The organism is Singulisphaera acidiphila DSM 18658, from assembly GCF_000242455.2.
Taxonomy (GTDB): Bacteria; Planctomycetota; Planctomycetia; order Isosphaerales; family Isosphaeraceae; genus Singulisphaera; species Singulisphaera acidiphila.
The window spans coordinates 288,815-309,680 of record NC_019892.1; the positions used below are offsets into that span (position 1 = coordinate 288,815).

14 protein-coding genes are annotated in these 20,866 nt (G+C 64.4%); 5 read left to right on the forward strand and 9 right to left on the reverse strand.

What is annotated here, in order from left to right:
• Positions 1–66 precede the first annotated feature (66 nt).
• The 9 genes from SINAC_RS01120 to SINAC_RS01170 form a co-directional block, all read right to left on the reverse strand.
• Positions 67–2,001, reverse strand: a complete 1,935-nt coding sequence (locus tag SINAC_RS01120; RefSeq protein WP_015243864.1) for a redoxin domain-containing protein — start codon at positions 1,999–2,001, stop codon at positions 67–69.
• Positions 1,998–2,252 carry a hypothetical protein gene (locus SINAC_RS01125; RefSeq protein ID WP_020467056.1) on the reverse strand — a complete coding sequence of 85 codons (255 nt, stop codon included), beginning with the start codon at positions 2,250–2,252 and terminating at the stop codon, positions 1,998–2,000. The genes SINAC_RS01120 and SINAC_RS01125 overlap by 4 nt, the downstream gene beginning before the upstream one ends.
• 101 nt (positions 2,253–2,353) lie before the next feature.
• Positions 2,354–3,298: a DUF1559 family PulG-like putative transporter gene (locus SINAC_RS01130; RefSeq protein WP_015243866.1), complete on the reverse strand. Its 945-nt coding sequence runs from the start codon at positions 3,296–3,298 to the stop codon at positions 2,354–2,356.
• A 144-nt stretch (positions 3,299–3,442) separates the two neighbouring features.
• Positions 3,443–4,771 (reverse strand): hypothetical protein, encoded by a 1,329-nt coding sequence (locus SINAC_RS37800; RefSeq protein WP_015243867.1) that lies wholly within the window; start codon positions 4,769–4,771, stop codon positions 3,443–3,445.
• Between the two features lie 419 nt (positions 4,772–5,190).
• Positions 5,191–6,309, reverse strand: coding sequence for a hypothetical protein (locus tag SINAC_RS01145; RefSeq protein ID WP_015243868.1), 1,119 nt, complete (start codon positions 6,307–6,309; stop codon positions 5,191–5,193).
• A 438-nt stretch (positions 6,310–6,747) separates the two neighbouring features.
• Complete coding sequence (locus SINAC_RS01155; RefSeq protein ID WP_015243869.1) at positions 6,748–7,218, reverse strand: hypothetical protein; 471 nt, start codon at positions 7,216–7,218, stop codon at positions 6,748–6,750.
• A 227-nt stretch (positions 7,219–7,445) separates the two neighbouring features.
• On the reverse strand, positions 7,446–8,435 hold the full coding sequence (locus tag SINAC_RS01160) for a hypothetical protein (RefSeq protein WP_015243870.1): 990 nt from the start codon (positions 8,433–8,435) through the stop codon (positions 7,446–7,448).
• Positions 8,436–8,700: 265 nt separating this feature from the next.
• Positions 8,701–9,963 (reverse strand): beta-ketoacyl-ACP synthase II, encoded by a 1,263-nt coding sequence (gene fabF / locus SINAC_RS01165; protein ID WP_015243871.1) that lies wholly within the window; start codon positions 9,961–9,963, stop codon positions 8,701–8,703.
• A gap of 161 nt (positions 9,964–10,124) precedes the next feature.
• A complete protein-coding gene (locus SINAC_RS01170; protein WP_015243872.1) occupies positions 10,125–10,595 on the reverse strand; it encodes a MaoC family dehydratase in 471 nt (156 codons plus the stop codon).
• Between the two features lie 128 nt (positions 10,596–10,723).
• On the opposite strand from SINAC_RS01170, the gene SINAC_RS01175 reads away from it, so the two are divergent.
• The 5 genes from SINAC_RS01175 to SINAC_RS37805 all read left to right on the forward strand — a co-directional run bounded on the left by SINAC_RS01175 (position 10,724) and on the right by SINAC_RS37805 (position 20,604).
• On the forward strand, positions 10,724–11,281 hold the full coding sequence (locus tag SINAC_RS01175) for a winged helix-turn-helix transcriptional regulator (protein WP_015243873.1): 558 nt from the start codon (positions 10,724–10,726) through the stop codon (positions 11,279–11,281).
• A gap of 495 nt (positions 11,282–11,776) precedes the next feature.
• The gene (locus SINAC_RS01180; protein WP_015243874.1) at positions 11,777–15,091 is read left to right on the forward strand and encodes a caspase family protein; all 3,315 of its coding nucleotides are present in this window, start codon (positions 11,777–11,779) and stop codon (positions 15,089–15,091) included.
• Between the two features lie 255 nt (positions 15,092–15,346).
• Positions 15,347–16,522 (forward strand): hypothetical protein, encoded by a 1,176-nt coding sequence (locus tag SINAC_RS01185; protein WP_015243875.1) that lies wholly within the window; start codon positions 15,347–15,349, stop codon positions 16,520–16,522.
• A 148-nt stretch (positions 16,523–16,670) separates the two neighbouring features.
• A complete protein-coding gene (locus tag SINAC_RS01190) occupies positions 16,671–17,399 on the forward strand; it encodes a hypothetical protein (RefSeq protein ID WP_020467051.1) in 729 nt (242 codons plus the stop codon).
• 85 nt (positions 17,400–17,484) lie between these two features.
• Complete coding sequence (locus SINAC_RS37805) at positions 17,485–20,604, forward strand: protein kinase domain-containing protein (protein WP_015243877.1); 3,120 nt, start codon at positions 17,485–17,487, stop codon at positions 20,602–20,604.
• Positions 20,605–20,866: the final 262 nt, after the last annotated feature.

The following is a 20,866-nucleotide window of genomic DNA, read 5'->3' on the forward strand; positions in this document are numbered from 1 at the left end:
AAAGATTGCGATAGACGCAGCGGCCCAGGCGGGGCGTTGGGGGGAATCCGAGACAGGTCGGATGGGTCAACGGGCGGAGGGGCGTTCCTTCGATTGCACGGCCGGCGGTTTGCCCTGAAAGAATTCTTCCATGAAAGTGTTGCGGGCTCCGGGGCGGGTCAGGTCCTGACCGTCTTGCGTGAGGGCGAGGAAGAGGATCAGCATGTCATCGGTGGTGGCTTCCCCCCAGAGGACGTCCTGAGGCGGCTGATTTGGGTTATGGGGGTTTCGGGATGAGTTGTCGTATAAACCTTCGATTTGAATGATCGAGCCGGCCGGGATTGAGAGCGGCTCGCGAAGATAGTACGTGTCCTGGCGGTTGAAGTCCCAGTCGTCGATGGCGATCAACGGCTGAATTCGGCCTCCAGGGAGTAGAACAGTCGCGCGGAATCGCCGGCCGAGCCAATGCATGTGGGGGGTCATCGCGTGGAGTGCGACGGGGATCGGGACGTTCAGGTTGGCGACGACCTGGATCGTGGGATCATCGGCCGGGAGGCGGAATTTGCCGACGTCCGGGCAGGCGGAGACCCATTCGAGTGCCTGGCGAACGGGGGTCTTTGAGAGGTAGAGGCCGAGCCGGGTGCAGTCGGACTCGGCCTTGCCGCTCGGATGGTAGTGAACCTGCATCACGACGTCGGCGTTTCGCGGCAGCTCCAGGCCGATCCCCGCGCCGAAGGGATGGGCGTCGTTGCCGGGGGTCCAGCCGCCGAGGAGTCCGAAAATTTGATCGCCGGTGAAGCCCGAAAAGCAGGGATAGCCAGGCATCGGATCGTCGGCGTCGCGCTGGCGGCCCAGTCCTCGGGTGTCGACGTACCCGAACGTGTGGTGAACCACACGCGGGTTCCCTGGCTTGACCTCGATCGCGGTCAGGAATCGATCTTGGGGAAGGGCCGTGGGCATGACGAAACAGCGGTACAAGTCGTCACCACTTGCCGGAACCCGAAAGGGCTGGTCCATCGCGACGACCAGATCGGGGGGGCCGAGAGACCATTCCGGGGTGGGGATGCTTGCGGGTGGGGGCTCGTCGGTCTCAGGTTGGCCTTCGGGAGCGCCGGCGGCCGCCCAGGTCTGGAGTGTCTTGATTTCCGAGGCCAGGAGCGTGCGATCGTGCTTGAGAGGCGGGCCGATCCCTGGCACCGGTTTCCAAGGGGGCATCAACCGCTGCTCGGTGACGGCCGCCAGGTCGCCGGCCCGTTTCGCGGCTTGCGTGTAGGTGGTGAGGGAGAACGGGCCGGACTGGCCCGGCTGGTGGCAAGGTTGGCAACTGTGCTGAAGGATGGGAGCCACGTCACGATGATACGTTGGCGCAATTATGTCCTCTTGGATGCGGGGCCGCTCAGGTGGGGGACATCCCACCGGCTCGAGGTAGATCGCTGGCACCGGCCGATCGGAGAGCACGGCCTCGATCGCGCTGCGCACGCCCGAATGGGCCGTGCCAGGCTCATGCTCCCCATCTCCCGGCGTGGGGGGCTGGCCGTTGATCCGGCCTCGGTAGCGCAGGCGTCCCGCGTCGTCGAGCACGAAAACTTCCGGAACGCGCTTCACTCCGAACTGGCGGACGATGCTGCCGTCCCGGTCGTGAGCGATTGTGGGAAGCACAATCTTGTGTTCTTGTTTGTCTTTTTCGATGGTCTCGCGAGCCGCAACGGGATCGACGCAAACCCCCGCCAGGAAGAGGCGGTTTGCGGGGAAGTCGGTCGCGAGCCGGGCGAGGGTCGTCAATGACTCGGCGGGGAGCGGGCATTCTCGGGAATAGAAGAGAACGACCGCGACTCCCGCAACCGGCGCCTGGAAATCAAGCTTTTCGCCGTCGAGGGAGCGCGTGACGACGCCTTGCTTCAAGAAGGGAGGCTCTGTGACCTGGAGGTGTTCCCAGTCGGCCGGGGCATTGGCCCACCAGGCCGCCAGGGCTCCGGCCATGAGGGCCAGTAGCCCGCAGGCCGTTAGCCTTGGCAAGCTCACCGCGACTTCCTTGGTCGGCCCGGCCCCTTCGGGTTCGTCGCCCCTTCCGGCCGGTTCGGGTCCTTCCAGGCCGCTCCCATGTTCTCCTGAACTTCGGGTGTTTCCTGCTCTTCGGGAGGCAGCTTGGCGAACTCCTCGGGAGTGAGCTTCTTGTAAACGATCGAATCGTCGCGCGGGTTGCCACATCCCACGAAACCGATCAGGAGTAGGGGCAGAGCAATCTTGGTGGCATTAATTAAGTGGCGATGCATGGGAATTTTCATGGATGTAAGAATTTATGTGGGAAAGAGGATGCCGCGGGTCGAGTTCAACCCGCGGCATCCGGCAAGGGAGTCAGGAGCGCGCTCGTGAATCAGTAGCTATCGGCCGAGACGACTTCGCCGCCGGCCCGGGTCGAGAGGGCGCGGTAGATGGACTTGGCGACGGATTCTTTGAGGAATCGGATCGACCCGTCCGAGAAGGCGAAGTTGACCCCGCCGGGATGCTGGCTGCGGAACGAATAGATGCCGTTTTCTTCACTCGTGACATCATCGTTGACCGTGTGGAGGTTGAACTTGCCCCAGGTGGAGAAGTTAAGTCCGCGCGGGTAGCCGTGGGCCCAGACGCCCTGCCCGCCCCGGAGTTGCCCGGCTCGGGTGGTGGTGGAACCGAAGAAATCGTTCTTCAAGGCGTAGTCTTGCTCGCCGATGAAGACCGTGTTCGAGGAGCCGTCTTTGATCGAGCCCACGTTGATTGGCGGGCAAGGGACCGTGGTCAGGGGGGCGGAGTCTCCGCTGTTCGTCGTCGAGGCGCCGATGATGACCCCTTTGGGCTCTCCATAGAGGTGTCGCCCGCTATAGAGGTTGGCGTAGACGTCGCCGTTGGAGGTGGCATAGCTCGTGGGGGCCAGATAGTCATTGTTCGCGACGTCGGGCTTTGCGTACGGCAGCGTCATCGAGGGGCAGAGGTATGTCTGGATCTTGGTGCTCGAGGACGTGGTGTTGGCCGCATCCCGTGGGCCCACGTTCGTGTTATAAGCGGCGAATAGCGGGGCCTGCTCCAGGAAGGGCAAGATCCCGGTGTAGCAAGAATACTTGTCGTTCGCCTGGATCAAGGCAAAAGGAAAACAGCCGTTTGTATCGTGATAGTTGTGCATGGCTAGTGCAATTTGCTTGATATTGTTGACGCACTGGGCGCGGCGGGCCGCTTCGCGGGCCGCCTGCACGGCCGGCAGAAGCAGGGCGATAAGAAGCGCGATGATCGCGATGACCACGAGAAGCTCGATTAACGTGAAGCCACGTCTGCGGGGGGAAGGCATGGGACTTTTTCCTTTGCTTTAAAGAAGTCGTTGACCGGGGAGAGAGTTCCGAAAACAGAACGGGCGTGGGGGGCCGGACGCTCACCGGGCAAGACGGTGAGCGCAACGGCCAAGGTGTGTTTGATTGAGGGGCGGCTCAAAGGCTCAGGAACCGGCCACCATCATGCTGTGCATGCCGATGGCGACCGCCACGGACACGATGGCGCTGAGGACGAGGAGGACGGCGCCGATTCGTCGCACATTCTTCATCTGCCACCACATCAGCAGGCCGGTGATTCCCCAGCCGACCATGCAGACGAACATGACGTCGACCGCCACGGCCCAGATCCACCGGGCGTTCACCTGCGAGGGGTATCCGTGGGCCGTGTGCAGTCGCAGCAGGAACCGGCGGTTGGAGAGCGATTCACCGGCCCGTGGCGCATCTTCCGGGCGTCCGGTGAGCGTCCCGGTTTGCATGTTGAATCCGACCCGCCAGACTTGCCCTTCGCCTTCCATCAGGAAATTCAGGTCGGGAGCCGCCGGCGCGGCGCCTCGCCCACCGCCAGCACCACCGCGTCCCGCTCGGCCCCCGCCCCCTGCTGGGCCGTTGGGCGTCGGCGTTGCGGCGGTCTCCTGGATTTCCCCCTTGCGAGTCCCTTCCCCGCCTCGATCGCGATCACGATCGGGGCGGCCCCCCGCGCGGCGGTTCGAGGTCGGTTCGTTGGGCTCCGAGGCGTCCGGGGTCGGCCGGGGGGACGACCCCCCCTCGCCTCTTCGGCCGCCGCCGGTTTCCGGGCGTTGTTCGGTGCTCGGCCGCCCTTCTTCTCGTGGTCCGCCTCGCCGTTCTCCCTCTTTCTCCTGCGAGTTGCCCGCGCCCGTCCGGTTCGCCGCCGGCGGGACTTGCGGGAGCCCGAACCGGGTCAGGAGCATGCTCACGGACTTTGTAACCGCTTCCATCGGCGCCGATTCGAGTTTGACGGGCCGGCGGGCGAACGGCGGCTGGGCTTCCCGCTCCGCTTCCTTGCGGCTCGGAGTGGTGCGGACCGTGCCAACCCCACTCGCCAGGTCGAGGCGAACGAGATGGTCCGTCTCCCCCCCCGGGACCGAGGTGAGGTACTCACGGGCGAAGGAGGCCTCGTCTGGATTCACCAGGCGATAGCGAGACGCCTTATCCGAGCCCCCCGTAGCGTTGATCGCTTCAACCACCTGGCTGGCCAGCACCTGGGGCGTGGGGAACGTTGCCAGCGGTGTCCCGGCCAGGTCGGCCGGTGTGATCGAACGTTGCTTTTGCTCGATGTCGGAGAACACCAGCGGGTGATTGAACAGCATGGCTGTGATGCCATACAGAAAGACCCAGGGGGTCATGAACAGGCCCGCGTAGAGGTGGGCCCGGCGCACCAACTTCATCGACTGGTTGAAGCGGGTTCGCGCTCGTGCCCTTGCGGCGGCCTGAGTCTTGGAATGGGAACTGGCCTCGGGATCGGCTATGGCCATGATCGACGGGTCCTCGGTGTTTTGAGCAGACCTCCGCGTCGCTGCCGCCGGGTACATTTCACGAACGTCGGACAGAGGCCGGACCAGAGCCACGTGTTCGCGTCAGAGAAAATCGATCGACCAGACGATACCGACAACGCGGGTCACTCTCTGCTCAGGGACTTCAAGTCCCTCAAGTTGTAGGGAGGAGCGGCAGGCCGATCGTCATGCAGGGATATCTCCCTGGAATAACGTCGACTTATTCCAAATCGAATCGGAAAACTCGTTAGTAAAGCGTGTTGACACTGAGTTTCAATGGCAACGAAGACCGACAGTAACGAGCGGTCCCCCTTGCGTCAAGAAATTTTTTTAAGGCAAGGTGATTGGAAGGAGTTGCGGGCCGGCCCGGCTGTTGCAATACCGCCGGGCCGGCTGTGTGTCTATGGGCCGGCCGGGCTTGCGAGGACCGGTTCGAGGCTGACGTCGTCGATCCAGACTTCGCCGATTCGGGTGTCGTTGGGGTCGTTGATCCGGAATTCGAGGGCGAGGGAGGTGGCTTCGCGGTCGGTCTGGAAGGTCCGCTCGACTTTGGTCCAGCGGCCGACCTTGGTCAGGCGTTCTTCCTGAGCGGCTTCGTAGAGGATTTTGAAGGTGGACGTCTCTTTGTACTGGGTGATGCGGACGCGGCAGCCGCCTTCGGTGCCGGAAGCGATCAGGTACCAGTACTTGAGCCGCATCTTGGTGCCGTAGCGGACCGGGCGATCGGCGAATTTGTAGGCTTCGTTGCCGGTGACGTGCGCCTCCAGGTGCAGGCTGTCAGGGGCGGAGATGAAGTGGCGGGTGTCGAGCCGGTCTTCGGGGGGGGAGGGCCAGGTCGACTTCGGCAGGGCGAGGTACTGCTCGCGCTCCATCGGTACGAGGTCGCGGAGGACCGCCGACCCCAGGTGAAGCTCGACCGTGCGCTGGCTGAGCAGCGGGTCGTAGTCGCCGTAGAGCGAATGCAGGTGCTCGAGCCGGAGCCGGACGCGGATGACCGCGCCGGGGGCGATGCTCAAGGGACGCTCGGAGGATTCCGCCGACGGTTTTGCGGCCGTGAACAGGGGACTGTCCGGCTCGTTGCCCGCCCAGATCTGCAAGACGAGCCGTTCGCGGCAGCGTTGATTTTCGTCGGCTGACGTGATCACGTCACCACTGCCTGACCATCCTGCCTGGCCCGAGACCGAGAGTGAAGACATCCTCGGCACAGCGTGGTTGGCGATCCGCGAGTTCGACACCCAGCCCTCGACCTTGGCCTGGATCTCGGCCGGGGCCGCGTTGATCTCGGTCGGTCCTTCGTGGCGCAGCCGGTAGTCGACTTGCCACCCTCCTTGATCCTGGATGATCGAACGTTCCACGATCACGAGGGGGACGGGTTCGGATTCATGGCCAACCGCCCTGGCGCTGAGGCACGAGGTGGCGACCATGGCGATTGTGGTCAACAAAGCCGAGGGCCAGGTGGATCGGTATGAAGTGCTGGGTCGGTGGCGGTGAGAATTGGGGGTCGGCGGAAGCGGAGCCATGGCATTCGTCCTTCCATGGGATGGGAGGGAGCACGCCAGCCACCCGGACGAGTGGCTCGAGATCGTCGCGGGCCTCGCGGATCGATCCGTCGACCTTCAAGGCTTGCCGCAACGTCGTGGTAGAGAGCGTCGGGCTATGCCGGGCGTGCGATCGCGCCGGCTTAAAGACTCTCTTTATTAATTGATAGGATTCGAGGCTGAGTCTGGCAAGTCGCTATGTTCTTCTCTCCACTGATTTAAGCGATGGGGCATCCATTTTTGGGGGAGTCGGAGTCTCAACTTTGGAGACGTTTGTGACATGGTGATGCGCCAAGCACGAATCCATTGACGTTTCCGTGTCGGGTGGACACGGCACGCCGCGACCGTGGTAGCAAAGACCGGGTGAGCCCGGCCCACGCGACCAACGAAACTTTCGGAGATCGCTTTGTTGGTTTCCGCTCAGTCGTTGTCGTCGAGGTCGAGCAGGTTGGAGGTGCCCTTGGCGCAGTGTTCGAGGAAGCGCGGCAGGAAGCGTTCGATGAAGACGGAGATGGCGATCTGGGTGGTGGTGTTGTCCATGCCCCAGATGCTGGCTCGAGGCTCGTCGAGGTCGGGGTCCATCTGGATGTAGTACTGCTCGTCGACGGCCAGGGAAACCGGCACCTCTTCGAGCCAGCGGTGGGACAATGCGTTCACACCAGGCCCACCGATCGAGATCGTCGGGAGGACCTGGAGCGGCTCGTCGTGGATCCAGCGGAAGTCGGCGACCACGCGAACCCGGAACGCGAGGGGCGAGGACGACTTCGGGTCATCGGACCAACTGTCGATCCGCTGTTTGAGGTAGTAGGCCAAGGGGCGATCAACATCTTCGGCCCGGAGCGTGCTCCCGGTCACAATCAAGAGCATCTTGGCCGGCGGTTCGACGGCCATTGGGGTGGGCCTTTCTCGGGAGTCGCCGCGAGGGAGAGACAGTTCGTTGGATTCACTTCGCTTAGATTATAGGGCGATCACGCGCTGGATAACAGAACGAGAACGAGCTCAAAGGGAGAAAAAAGAGGCAAAGCCAGACCGAGGCCGGTCGGGAGGCCAAGGGCTTTCGTTGGGCGTTGCTTCGTGTCGGGATGGATTGGCTCGTGTCATGTCATGTCTCCAGGCCGTCACGGCCCCGGGTTTTCGGTGGCTCGCCACAGGGCGACCCGGCGGAGGGCGACCTCGGCTGCTTGCAACTCGTCGTCCCCCTCGGCCTCGAACTGCTGGGCGACCGCGCGGCGGCCGGCCAGCGGGATGACGCAGTGGAACCGGACTTTGCCGTTCGGCTCCCCTTCGATTCCGTAACGGGAGACCCCCAGCGCGGCCATCCTGCGGCGGATCTCGGCCCAGTCGGACGGTGGCCGAGGCGCTGCGACTGCGAGGGCGCTGGCGTTCTTCGCTTTGTCCGGGGCGGGTGCGGGGGCCGTTAGGGGCTTGGGCGGGGAGATGGCGTCAGCAACTCCGAACGACCGAGGGGGGACCGCGGCCGCGGGGGCCGAGCCGGGGGCATCGCCCCAGCCGGGCTCTTGGCCTTTCGCCTTGTCGGTCGCGTTGGGAGCGGTCAAGTCCAAGGGGGGCAACGGGTCGAGCGGCTCCAGGGGCGTCGAGTGGCTTTCAGGCAGCGGGGACGGAACGTTCGTGAGGGCGATCTCGGGATCGTTGGAGGATTTCAATTCCGCCGGTGCCGCAGTGAACTCCGGGGTTTCGGCCCCGAGCCGTCGGTCTTGGTCTGACTTGGGGAGAGTTGGGGCCGCTGGCTGAGGCCGTTGGTCGGCCGAGATTGCGGCGGCATCCGCAATGGCTGCTGCCGCCGGTTCTGGCCGGGACGGATCCGGCTTGGCCGTGTCTTTCTCCGGCGAAGCAGGAGCGGTGACGACGGCCCTGGCCGGGGCGATGGGGTCGGAGGGAATGGGAGCGAGCGGCTCCTGGCCGACCGTGCTCTTCGGGGTGGCCGGGCTGTCGGCTGCCTCATCATGCTCGTCGTTGTCGTTGTCGTCGCCGCCGTTCAGGTGGCTGAGGATCATCGTCTGGGCCCAGCGGAGGCCGGGTCCGTTGACCACGGCCCCTCCCGCGAACGAGGCCCCCACGAGCATGACAGCGAAGATCGCCTTGCGCAAGAGAGCGGCCTCCCTGCCCCTTTGGATTTGCCTTCTGAAGATGAAAATCCCGGTCTGGTCGGTCGCGATCGCTCGAAGGCGGAAAAAAACGAGCCCCCGCGATCGTTCCCAACCCCATCCCAAAAAGGGGGCTGCCTTCCTCTAGCAAATCCCCCCCAGCACGAAAAGTTCGGGGCATTTGACCCGAGTCCTCCCAATACCGCAACCCCAACTGTGGTCCCGGAAGGAAAAGGATATTAAGGAGGGGCGGCGGCCGAGGATTCCGTCAGGCCAGGCTGCTCACGATGAGGCAGGAGTTGTGTCCACCAAAGCCGAAGCTGGTCGACATGGCTCGCTTCACTCGCATCTCTCGCGCGACGTTGGGGACATAGTCAAGGTCGCAGGCCGGGTCGGGGGTCTCATAATTGATGGTGGGGGGGACCACACCGCGCAAGGTTGCCAGGGCCGAGGCGATCAGTTCGATGGCCCCGCTCGCGCCACAGAGGTGGCCGGTCATGCCCTTGGTGCTGCTGATGGCCAGCCGGTAGGCGTGCGCGCCGAACTCCTGCTTGATCGCCCGCGTCTCGACCTGGTCGCCGAGGGTCGTGCTCGTGGCGTGGGCGTTCACGTAGTCGATCTCGTCGGGCCGGAGTGCGGCGTCCTCCAGCGCGTTCCGGATGGCGCGGGCGGCACCTCGGCCATCGGGATGGGGGGCGGCGATCCCGTAGGCGTCGTTCGTGCGACCGAAGCCGGCCAGTTCCGCGTAGATCCTCGCCCCACGCTGGCGTGCGTGCTCGAACTCTTCGAGGACCAGGATGCCGGCCCCTTCACTGAGGACGAAGCCATCGCGGTCACGGTCAAACGGCCGACTCGCCGCTTGCGGGCAATCGTTACGGGTCGAGAGCGAGCGGGCGGCGGCGAACCCGCCCAGGCCCATGGTAGTGATCGTCGCGTCCGAGCCACCGGTGAGCATCACATCGGCCTCACCCCGCTGCACCGCTCGGAAGGCGTCGCCAATTGCGTCGGCGGCCGAGGCGCAGGCAGAGGCCACGGCACCGCTCGGACCCATCAACCCGAACTGGATGGCGACCGTCGCCGGCGCGGCGTTCGGCATCATCTTGGGAATGACGAATGGGCTGATCCGTCGTGGCCCGGCCCGTAAGTACGTTCCGTGCCCATCCTCGAATTCGTTGAGCCCGCCGATGCTGCATCCCAGGATGACCCCGCGCCGGTAGGGGTCGCCCATTGCCAGGTCGAGTCCGCAGTCTTGCACTGCCTCGAGCGCTGCATGGAGGGCGAACTGGGTGAACCGATCCATTCGCCGGGCGGCCCGAGGGTCGGGCAACCTCGACGGGTCGAACCCCTTGACCTCGCCACCGAACCGGACCGGGAAGGCGCTCACATCAAACTGCTCGATTGGTCCGATCCCGCTTCGCCCTGCGCAGAGAGAATCCCAGAACTCCTCGACCCGAGCACCGAGCGGGTTCACCGTGCCGAGCCCGGTAATCACCACGCGGCGAGCCCCTGCCCCTCTTCTACCGTCACTCATGCCGAGATTTCCTTTGTAAAATGAGGGTCGGAAGCGTTATGCAACGTGACGTCTTCCTGAGGAGCGAGTTCCTTTACAGCTTTTTTCGAATGGGCAAACGCCTAAAGCCGAAAATGTATGTGTTGGATTTGCTTAAATTGGCAAAAATTGCTGGGTGTCGTTTAATGGGCTGTCGCCGGCCGACGCGGGACCACAAGTTTGGCGGTCAGGATCTGCACGACCTGATCCTCCTGATTGCGAGTCTCGCTTCGAAGTGTGACGATGCCGCGATCGGGCCGCGACCGCGATGGCTTCACCTCGAGGACCTCGCTCACGACCCGGAGCGTGTCCCCCGGCCGCGTCGGCCTGGGCCATTGGATCTCTCCGCCTGCCCCGATGACGCCCCCGGCGATGGGCGCAGCCCCGCCGACGAGCAACCGCATGGTGATCGCGGCCGTGTGCCAGCCACTCGCCACGAGGCCCCCGAAAAAGGAATCTTGAGCGGCCTCGTTGTCGAGGTGGAAGGGCTGGGGATCGAACTGGCTGGCAAACGCCTTGATTTGTGCCTCGTTTACCTCATGAAATCCACTTGTGAAACGTTGTCCTGTGTGAAGATCATCGAGATAAAGCCGATCGTCTCCGCCGCTCTGCATCGGTTCACCTCGCTCGCTGAGCCGATTCCCCGGACCGTCGCTGGTCACTTGCATGATGATAGTAGCCTGGTTAGAACGAGTCAAGGATACCTCGGTGACGGGCCGCGCAGCGAATGAGAGATTTGGCTATGCAACGCAAGAGTTTCGACCATGTGGAGTGCCCGATCGCCCGGAGCCTGGAACGGGTGGGCGAGTGGTGGAGCATCCTGATCATTCGCGACGCCCTGCATGGCTTGACTCGCTTCGACGCGTTTCAAAAGAGCTTGGGCATTGCGCCGAATATGCTGACCCGCCGGCTGAATGCCCTGGTGGACGCTGGGCTTTTGCAGCGTCGCCGCTATAGCGAACGACCCCCGCGCGATGAGTACGTGCTGACCGACCGCGGCCGGGATCTGCGGCCGGTCCTCCTGGCGCTGATGGCCTGGGGAAACAAGCACTTCGCCCCGGAGGGGGCCAGCGTCCTTCTCGCCGAGACGAGCACCGGCGCGGTTGCCGACCCGGTGCTCGTCGATCGGAAGAGCGGCCGTCCGATCACCGAAACCGACTACACGCTGATCCCCGGCCCCGCCGCCGGTGAGAGAATGCGCCAGCGCCTCGCATCGGTCTCCCAAGGGGCGTCCTCGGGCCAGGAGAGAGCGAGAACGCAGACACCGCGCCGCTCTCGTTCTGCTAAAGAAAGCGAATAACTGGTCCGTTTGATGGATCGGAATCAGGGGGTGAATCGAGAAGGTTGCGGGGCCTATCCGCTCCGCCCCGTTGCTTTCCCGACGCAACGTGTCATCCTATTAGGGATGTGGCGAATCGACGTTCTTGACGATCGTTTTTCCGACATGCTAAGGTCTGCTGGCAATCTCAACATGGACCGATTCCGCAATAATTTTATTGTGCGATGAGTGTCCCGCCCTTCCCTTGGCCAATTCTCCTGCCCGGCCTGCGCTGACCTATGGTTTTGATGAGAGCATAGGCGGTCTCTTGCCGAGAGAATGTCGAGGAGATATCGATTTCACCTCGCGCCATTGGCGTGTCTTTTCGGTGGTTCGAGGAGGCGATAACTCGGTCGATCAGGTCTGTTCGTGGTATTTGGGTGGAAGAATAACCAGACGAAGCGGGCGGGGTTTTGGGCTCGGCGTTGAGTCCGGGCTCAACGGCGAAGATGGTGGCCGGCGATGAGAAGCATTGTAATGAATGGGGAACGAGTGGCAGGGGCCAGCGCCGTATGGGAGCGGTGGGACCCTTGCGGGCTCGCCTTGCGCGGAGCTTTGCCCCGCGATCCGGTAAGGCCCCTCTTGGGGATCCGGCGAATCCTGGCCGTGGCCTTGCTGTTGTTGTTGGGCGGGGCGGTTCCGGGCCGTGCGGAACCGCCGGGTGAGAAGCTGGCCGAGCCCAAGCTTGTGCTGGATGCCCAGGGGTTCACGAGCCGGGTCAACAGCCTCGCCTTCAGCCCCGATCGGCAGCTTCTTGCGGCGGCGGGCAACGACAAGACTGTCCGGATCTTTCACCTTGAGACGGGGCAGATCCAGGCCACGCTGCGCGGCTACGACGGGATCGGCGCCGAGGGCGAATGTGCGGCTGTCGCATTCTCGCCGTCCGGTCGGGAACTCCTGGTCGGCGTCCAGTCGAATACGACCGAGGGGGCGATCCGGGTCTACGACGTCGCCGACTTCGAGCAGATCGCCCAACTCCTTCCCGGGCACGATCGCGGCGGGGTGGTCCGCCTGGCTTTCTCGCGTGACGGCCGTTTTCTCGCTTCGGTCGGCGCTGACGACGAGGTTCTGATTTGGGACTGGCCGACACGCAAAGTGCGCGGTCGTGCCACGGTTCAAGGGCTGCCCAGCTACCTTGGCTTCCTGACCGATATCCCGGTCCTGATCGCGTTCGATCGCGGCGGGGTGAAAGCCTGGTCTGCGCTGCACGCCAAGGAATTCGCGAAGTTGCTTCCGGCGGAAAAGGCTGAGCTCGGCGCGCCGGCCTTGGTGCAGAAGACCCTCGGTCGCTTGATGGCGATGGATCGGGGAATGCGCCAGGTGAAACTCCCCTATGCGGGGCTCGAGGACGCGCGCTACCTTGACCTTGACGTGGGGCACGACCTCCGCTCGGGGAGCGGAACGAAGGCGGGGCGCCCCTGCTACTTCGTCGGTCTCTGGTCCGACGTTGACGGCCGTCTGGTTCAGCTCTACGAGGGGCATGGCTACGGCGTGCCGTCGCTCGCGCTCAGCAGCGATGGGGCCTGGGTCGCCAGCGGCGACCACTTCGGCGAGATCCATCTCTGGGAGGTGGCGACGGGGAAGCGAAAATCGCTTTTCAGCGGCTCCGGCCGGCGGATCTACTCCGTCGGCTGGGCCCCGAACGGACAAGGGCTCGCCTTTGGCACGAAGCCGCATGCCGGAACGCGCTGGAAGTTTAACGACTACGCCGACCTGGAGCAGACCTTCGACCTCGATAAGCGGCGGATCCGCGACGAGATCACGGGGAACCCGCAAACCGCCATTCTTCGCGAGGGGAATCGCGAGCTTGCCCCCGAGATTGCCGCCGAGTGGAACGTGAACGCTCTCTCGTACCGCCGCCAGGGGCGACGGGTCAGCCGGTACACGTTTCCCCCCGGCGTGATGGCGATGTGCGCCACGTTCGCCAAGTCAAGCCAGTTGGGCCTGGACGAGGCCGTGATTGTCGGTCGAGACGACAATGCGATGATGTGCATGGATCTGCGCGGCATGATCGGCCGGCGCGAGTTCGTCGGTCACTCCGCGCCCGTGACGGCCGCTGCCGTGTCGCCCGACGGCCGCTTTCTCGCCTCCTCGTCGATCGACCGCACGTTGCGGGTCTGGAGTCTCGCCAACCTCAAGATCTATGCCGGCCCCGACTTCGACTACTCGGCTGGGGGAATCGTCACGTACGTCCTCCCCGGCGGCTTCGCGGAGCGCGCCGGGATCCGGTACGGCGATCTGCTCTCCCGGATGGGCGGGCTCGATATGCCGACCTTGGTCGATCGTTATATCAACGATCGCTGGCCGTTCAAGGTGGGGGAAGCTGTTGATTTCGAGATGTCGCGGGGGGGGAAGCCGTACCGGGCGAAGGTGACGCTGATCGCCTCGAGCGACTTCATCGAACCGTTGGTCAGCCTCTTCATCGACCATGCCGGCGAATGGGTGGCCTGGACGCCGCAAGGGTACTACGACGCCTCGCCCGGGGGGGACCGGCTGATCGGGTGGCACGTCAACGACGGCCGCGCGCGGGCGGCCAAGTTCTATCTCGCCCGCCAGTTCCGCAAGCGGTTCTACCGCCCTGACATCATCGATCGCGTGCTCGAGCTTGGCGACGTCTCGAAGGCGGTCGCTGCTGCCAACGCCGCGCGGCCGCGACCGGTCGAGATGCTCGACCTGCGCAAGGTCGACGACCTCAAGAAAATCGAGCCGCCGATCGTCCGGCTGATCGAGCCCGACACCGGCGCTCGGGTTCGCGGCGGTCGGGTCACGGTCCGGGCCGAGGTCCGGTCGCAGAACGGCCTGCCGATCACCGAGGTCAGGATCCTCGTCGATGGGCGTCCTGCCCAGGGGGGCGAAGTCGTCAACGGCCCCGACGACACGCCCGAGCGAAGGACCGTGACCCAGGAGGTTGACGTCCCGCGCGGTCGGAGTGAAGTCTCGGTCCTGGCGATGAACAAGGAGTCGACCAGCCAGCCGGTGGCCGTCGCTGTGGAGCGGAGCGGTGGCGCGGAATCGCCCAAGCCGAAGGTCTACGTCTTCGCCGTCGGGATCTCGCAATATGTTTTGAAGGACCTGAACCTGCGGTTCGCCCACAAGGATGCGACCGACTTCGCCGCTGCCTGGGAGCCGCAAAAGGACGTTTTCTACTCCGGGGTCGACGCACGCTCGTTGATCGATGTTCAAGCGTCCGCGTCCCAGATTCGCGACGGCCTCCAGCGGCTCGCCCAGGCGGCGAAGCCTGAGGATGTTGCGATCTTGTTCATGTCGTCGCACGGCATGCGCGACGCCTCGGGGGACTATTACCTGGGGACGCACGAGATTGACCCGGACCGACTTCTGGCCACCGGCATCCCGTCCAGCGAGTTCATTCGACAGGTCGCCAAGCTGCCGTGCAAGGTGCTCATCTTCGTCGATACCTGCCACAGCGGCGGTCTGGGGGCCAAGCTGGTGGACGACCCGCTCCGCGAGCTCGTCTCGGACGAAGTGGGGGCGATCCTGTTCGCGTCGTCGACCCCGCGCGAGGAGAGCCTCGAGTATCCCAAGCTTCAAAACGGCGCGTTCTCCAAGGCGATCCTCGACACGCTGCAAGATCCTGCCAGCGACCTCGATCGAGACGGCAAGCTGACGATCACGGAGCTTGATTTCTGGATCGACAACCGCGTGCAGAAATTCACGCGCGGGCAGCAGCATCCGACGACGCACAAGCCCTCTACCATTCCGAACTTCGCGATCTACCAGTTCCTCAAGCCCGAGGGTCCCTCGAGCGGTTCCGCGCCGGGAGGCAGGCCATGACACACCGCGCCGGCCCTTTCGAGTGGCCACGATTCTCTTCCCCCTCGAGATCCGGCCTTCCAGGGGGTGATGTGTTGGCGGCGCACCTGTCCCTTGGCCCGTCGCTCTCGGACGAGGGCGCGGTCTGACGATCCGGCTTCTTGCCTTTGCGTCAAAAAAAGGGCTGCGACACAACACTTTGCCGGTGCCGTATCTGATGGCGACGAGGCGTTTGCCTCTCGCTTCACCTTGAATCCTCATGCGGGAGCCATCGCAATGAAAACGCGTTCGATGTTTCGGACCCTCGCGCTCTTCGCGGCTCTGCCCGTTTGGGCATACACCGCTACTCCCGCCCACGCCCAAGGACGTGGAGGTTATGGAGGACGGTCCGGGGGGAACGATGCCGCGAACATCGCGGGGCAAATCCTCAGAGGCATCAATCAAGGAATTCAGCAGCAGCAGGGGACCTACCCCCCGAGGCAGCAACCCCCGTTGGGCGGCTCGAACTTGGGAGGCCTCCAGGGGCAGAGGCCCCAGTCTCCGTCGTATAACCTGGGCGGCTCTTCGCTGGGCGGCCTGCAAAATCAACCTGGGAGGGGTTTTGTCAATCCGTCCAACCTGGGGGGGATGAGCCGGGCCAATAGCCTCAACAACGGGGGCCTGTCCGACGCGTTCGGCCAGCAACCGCAGTATCAGCCGCAGTATCAACCCCAGTACCAGCAGCCCCAGCCCCAGCCGTATCAGAATCAAGCCTATCAGCAGCCCCAGTACCAGCCGCAGGTCTCCGGCGGCCCGAATCCCGGGCAGGCTTATCAGATCCCGTCGCAATATTCCAGCTACGCGGCCGGTAGCGTGATCAACTGGGGTCAGTCTCGCTACCAGCTTGGCAGCGACGGGACGATGACGGCGTACACGGGGCCGGCCCAGGCGAGCACCAGCCCGAATTCCCAGCCGAGCTCCAATGGCCCGACTCCGGGCCAGCGCTATCAGATTCCGGCCCAGTACGCCGGCACCACCCCCGGCGCGCAGGTCACCTACGGCGGGAACCGCTACATTGCCAACAACGACGGGACGATGACCGCGTTCACCGAATCCGGCGGCGCGAATGACTCGGCCCTTGAACGTACGGCGACCGGCCCGGTTCCGGGCAAGCGTTATCAGATTCCGGCCGAGCACGCCGGCACCGCACCCGGCACGGAGGTCAGCTACGGCGGGAACAGCTATATCGCCAACACCGATGGGACGATGACCGCGATGAAGATGTCCAGCGCGGACGACCTGTTTAGCGGCATCGAGGTTGAGGAAAAGCCCGCCGGCCCAGTCCTGGGCAAGCGGTATCAGATCCCGGCGGAGCACTCGAATACGGCGCCGGGCTCACTGATCACCTATGGCGGGAATAGCTATGTGGCCAACGACGACGGGACGATGACCGCGTTCAAGTCCCCCCAATAAAGGAGGGACGATCCGGGCGCTGATCCCTTGGGAAAGGCGCTCTCATGGAGTGGGAGCTTTGGTGTTCTAGGTGGCTGGGGCCTCGTCTTCGAGACCCCGGTGCCATCTGGATCCGTTTGCGGGGGTCCTCAAGATGAAAACGAGTCGGATGATTCGGATTCTCATGCTGTTGGCGGTCCTGTCTGTCTGGGCTTTCAGCGTCCTTCCCGCCCACGCTCAGCAGCGTCGCGGGGGGGCGGGGGCGTCGGGCGGGAACGGCTTGCGCAATACCACGGGCCAGCCGTCGTCGATGGCTCCCACCGGGCCGGCTCCGCTCGGAGGTTCCTCAATGGGGGGCTTTCAGAACGGCGGGTTGTCTGGCATCGGCGGAATCAATCGCCTCGACAACGGGGGCCTGTCCAACGCGTTTGGCGATCCGCCACAGTATCAGCAGACCCTGGGGGCCCCGATTCCCGGTCGGCCCTATCAGATCCCGAGCCAGTATGCCAACAACGCGCCCGGTACGGTGATCACCTGGGGCCGCTATCGTTACCAGCTCGGCAGTGATGGGACGATGACCTCGGCCGGGCCGATTCCCGGCCAGCCTTATCAGATCCCGGCCGAATATGCCAACCAGGCACCTGGCACGGTCATCACGAAGGGGCGATATCGCTACCTGCTGGGCAATGACGGGACGATGACCGCGTACGTTGGCCCCGAGCCGAGACAGACCGGCGCTGAGACTCAGCGGCCCTCTACCGGTCCGATTCCGGGCGAACGGTATCAGATCCCGGCCGAGCACGCGAACGCAGCCCCGGGGGCCGTGCTTACCTACCATGGGAACAACTATGTGGCCAACAAAGACGGGACGATGACCGCCCTCGCGTCTCCCCCGTAAATGGGGATGCTGCTCATGTTGTCATCTCGTCACTCGTTTTTAGGTTGGAAGACGGAGAAGTGCCGATGTGTTGTCGGAGATCGCCATGCCCCTGAGCCTCGCCCCTGGCGTGATCCCCGTTCCCGGCTACTCTCTTGCCCGCTTGCTGGGTCGGGGAGGGTTCGGTGAGGTCTGGGAAGCCGTGGCCCCCGGCGGCGTCCGGGTCGCCATGAAGTTCGTTCGTGTGAACCCTCAGGAAGCCGGGCCCGAGGAACGGGCGCTGGAAATCGTCAGCAACATTCGCCATCCCCACCTGCTTGATATCCAGTTCGCCGCCCGCGTGGAGGACTATTTAGTGATCGCCATGCCGCTCTGTGAGAAGAGCCTCTGGGATCGTCTGCGCGAGTGCCGAGACCAGGGTCTGCCCGGCCTGCCGTATGACGAGCTCATCGGTTATATGGACGAGATGGCGAGTGCGGTCGACTACCTCAACGAGCCGCGGCACGAGGCGGGCGACGGTCGCAAGGTCGGTGTGCAGCATCGCGACATCAAGCCGCACAACATCTTTCTCGTCGGCGGATCGACCCGGCTGGCGGACTTCGGCGTGGCCAAGATCCTCGAGGGACGCGCCGGCGACCATACGGGGAATATGTCGCCGCACTACGTCGCGCCCGAAGTGCTCGACGGCCGGATGTGCCAGCAGACCGACCAGTACTCGCTGGCCATGACCTACTGCCATCTCCGGACCGGCCGGCTCCCCTTTCGAGGCGACTCGATCAACCAGATTCTCTATGCGCACCTGCATCAGCTCGCCGACTTGTCCGGCCTGCCCGAACCGGAGCAGAACGTGGTCACTCGCTCCCTGGCGAAAGAGCCGGACGACCGCTGGCCGAACTGCCGGGCCTTTGTGCGGGCGCTTCAGGCCGCCTCTCTGCGCGAAGGATCGCCGCCGTCGTACGGAGCCGCAGGCCCTCTTCCCATGACCGTGTCCCCAGGCCGGCTCGAGACGACTTCGGAGACTCATCTCGCGATCAGTTCGCAACACCCCCCCCTGCCCGATTCACAGACCCAGTCGTTGTACGAGGCGCAGGGGACAACGCAACGAACCGATGTTGCGCCGCCCGCTCCTTCTCGCCGCTGGAGGAACCGCCTGATCGGGGGCGGGGTCGCGGCGGCGCTCGCCGGTGGTGCCTTTGCACTCATGCCGATGCTTCGCTCGGATAAAGTCCCTGCCCCTCCGGTCGCTCCACAATCGGCCGACGCCAGCGCTCGGCCGGTCCCGGTGGTGGACGCGGCGCTTCCCGCCGTGTCAACGGATCCCCCGCCCGTGACTCCTCCGCCGGTGCGCGCTCGCGACACGTCCAAGCCCGAGCAGGCCCAGCCGCCGGTGGTCCAGGGTGAGTCCCCCCCCACGACCGACACGACGGAATCCCAGGTCGATCGCCGGCCTCCCCCTGCCTCACCGCCTGCCTCCGCGTTGCCGGACCGCCCCGACCGGGAGACCCCCCAGCTTGCGTCCCTGCTGGTCACCCCTCGGACCCCCGAACCCGAGGGGGACCTGGCCGTCAAGGCGCACGGCCTTCTCAAGAAGTATTGCTATCGTTGCCACGGCGTCCGATTCGAGGTCCCTGGATACAACGTGCTCGACCACGACATCCTGGTCGCCAAACGGGGCGAGGAGGAGCAACCCTACGTGGTCCCGGGCAAGCCCGCCGAATCGGCGATGTGGGACCGCGTCGGGGTCGAGAAAGACATGCCCCCCTCGGGCCCCAAACCCACCGAGGCGGACCGGGCCCTGATCGGTCGCTGGATCGCGGCGGGCGCCTTGTTCCCGGCGGCCAATCCGGTCGACCGGCCGCTGAAGGGGGAGCACGACGTGGTTGTCGCCGTTCGCGACTACCTTCGCCCGTTGCGCGAGACCGATCGGGCCTTCCTCCGCTTCTTCACGATCCACAACCTGTACAACAACAAGTCGATCAGCGACGACGACCTCAGGTTGGCCAGGGCCGCCGTCGCGAAGCTGGTCAACAGCCTGAGCTGGAAGACCGACATCGCCGTGCCGAAGCCGATCGACCGCGAGCAGACCGTCTTCGCACTCGACCTCCGCGACGTCGGCTGGGACGAACAAGACCGCTGGAACGAGATGCTCAGCCACTACCCTTATGGCTTGAAGCATGACAAAGTGCAGGACCAGGCCACTCGCGAGGCGGCCAAGGAGGTCTACACGCTGGCGCAAACCTCCATGCCCTACGTCCGGGCCGACTGGTTCGTGGCCAACGCCTCGCGACCGCCGCTCTATCATGCACTACTCGAGATCCCCGAAAATCTTCAAGCTTTGGAAAAGAAGCTCGCCGTTGATCCTTGCGCTGACTTCCTCCGCAATAAGCTGGCGCGGGCCGGCTTCGCCACCAGCGGAGTCTCCAGCCAGAACCGGCTGGTCGACCGGCATCCGGCGAGCTACGGCGCTTATTGGAAGAGCTACGACTTCAAGAAGAACGAGGGGACCGGCAACCTGTTCCGCTACCCGCTCGGGCCGGTCTTCGAAGGCAACCCGTTTCCACGCCAGGCGTTCGAGCATGCCGGCGGAGAGATCGTCTTCAACCTCCCCAACGGCTTGCAAGGGTACGTGCTGGTCGATGGCAAGGACCAACGGATCGACGCCGGCCCGATCGAGGTCGTGGGCGATGCGCTCAAGACGGCCGGCACCTCAGCCATCGTTCCGGGCCTTTCCTGCATGGCCTGCCACCAGTTGGGGATCGTTCCGTTCAAGGACACGATCCGCGAGGGCTTGGCCGTCGCTGGCGAGGCCGGGGAGAAGGTCGAAATGCTCTACCCCGAGAAAGCCGTGATGGATCGGCTCATCACCAAGGACCAGGCGCGTTATCTCAAGGCCCTCGAGGAGGCGACCGGGTCCTTCCTCATGCAGGGGGAAGATCGAGAGAAGCCGATCCGCGACTTCCCCGAGTCGGTCGGAGCGATCGCCCGCACCTATCTCAAGGACCTTGGCCCCGAGGATGTGGCCGCCGAGTTTGGCGTGAGCGATCCCAAGGAGATGGTCGCCATGATTCGCGCCAACAAGAAGTTGCGCCAGCTTGGCCTTTCGCCGCTCCTCTCGGGGGCCGCAATCAAGCGGACGGATTGGGACTCGCTCGAGGGGCGGGCCATCTCGACCTTCCAGGAGGCCGCCCATGAACTCGGCATGGGGAGCCCGTTCCGAGCCTACTGATCTTGAAAGACTCTCGCGGTGATCTGGCTGACTTGGCTTGGTGCGGTGCGGTTTCCGCCCCGCCTGCAAGACCTGGGACCGCGGGCGACCCGCCTGCAATATTTGATTATTTGATTTCGCCTGAAAGGCTGTGTCACAGACAGACCGCTTCAACATCCCACTCTTCGAGGTAGGAGATGCTCCGATACCCCACCCTTCGTTTCATAAAGACTCCCATTCTTTTTCTTGCGTTTCTCCTGGCCGTGTCCACGTTCATATCGAC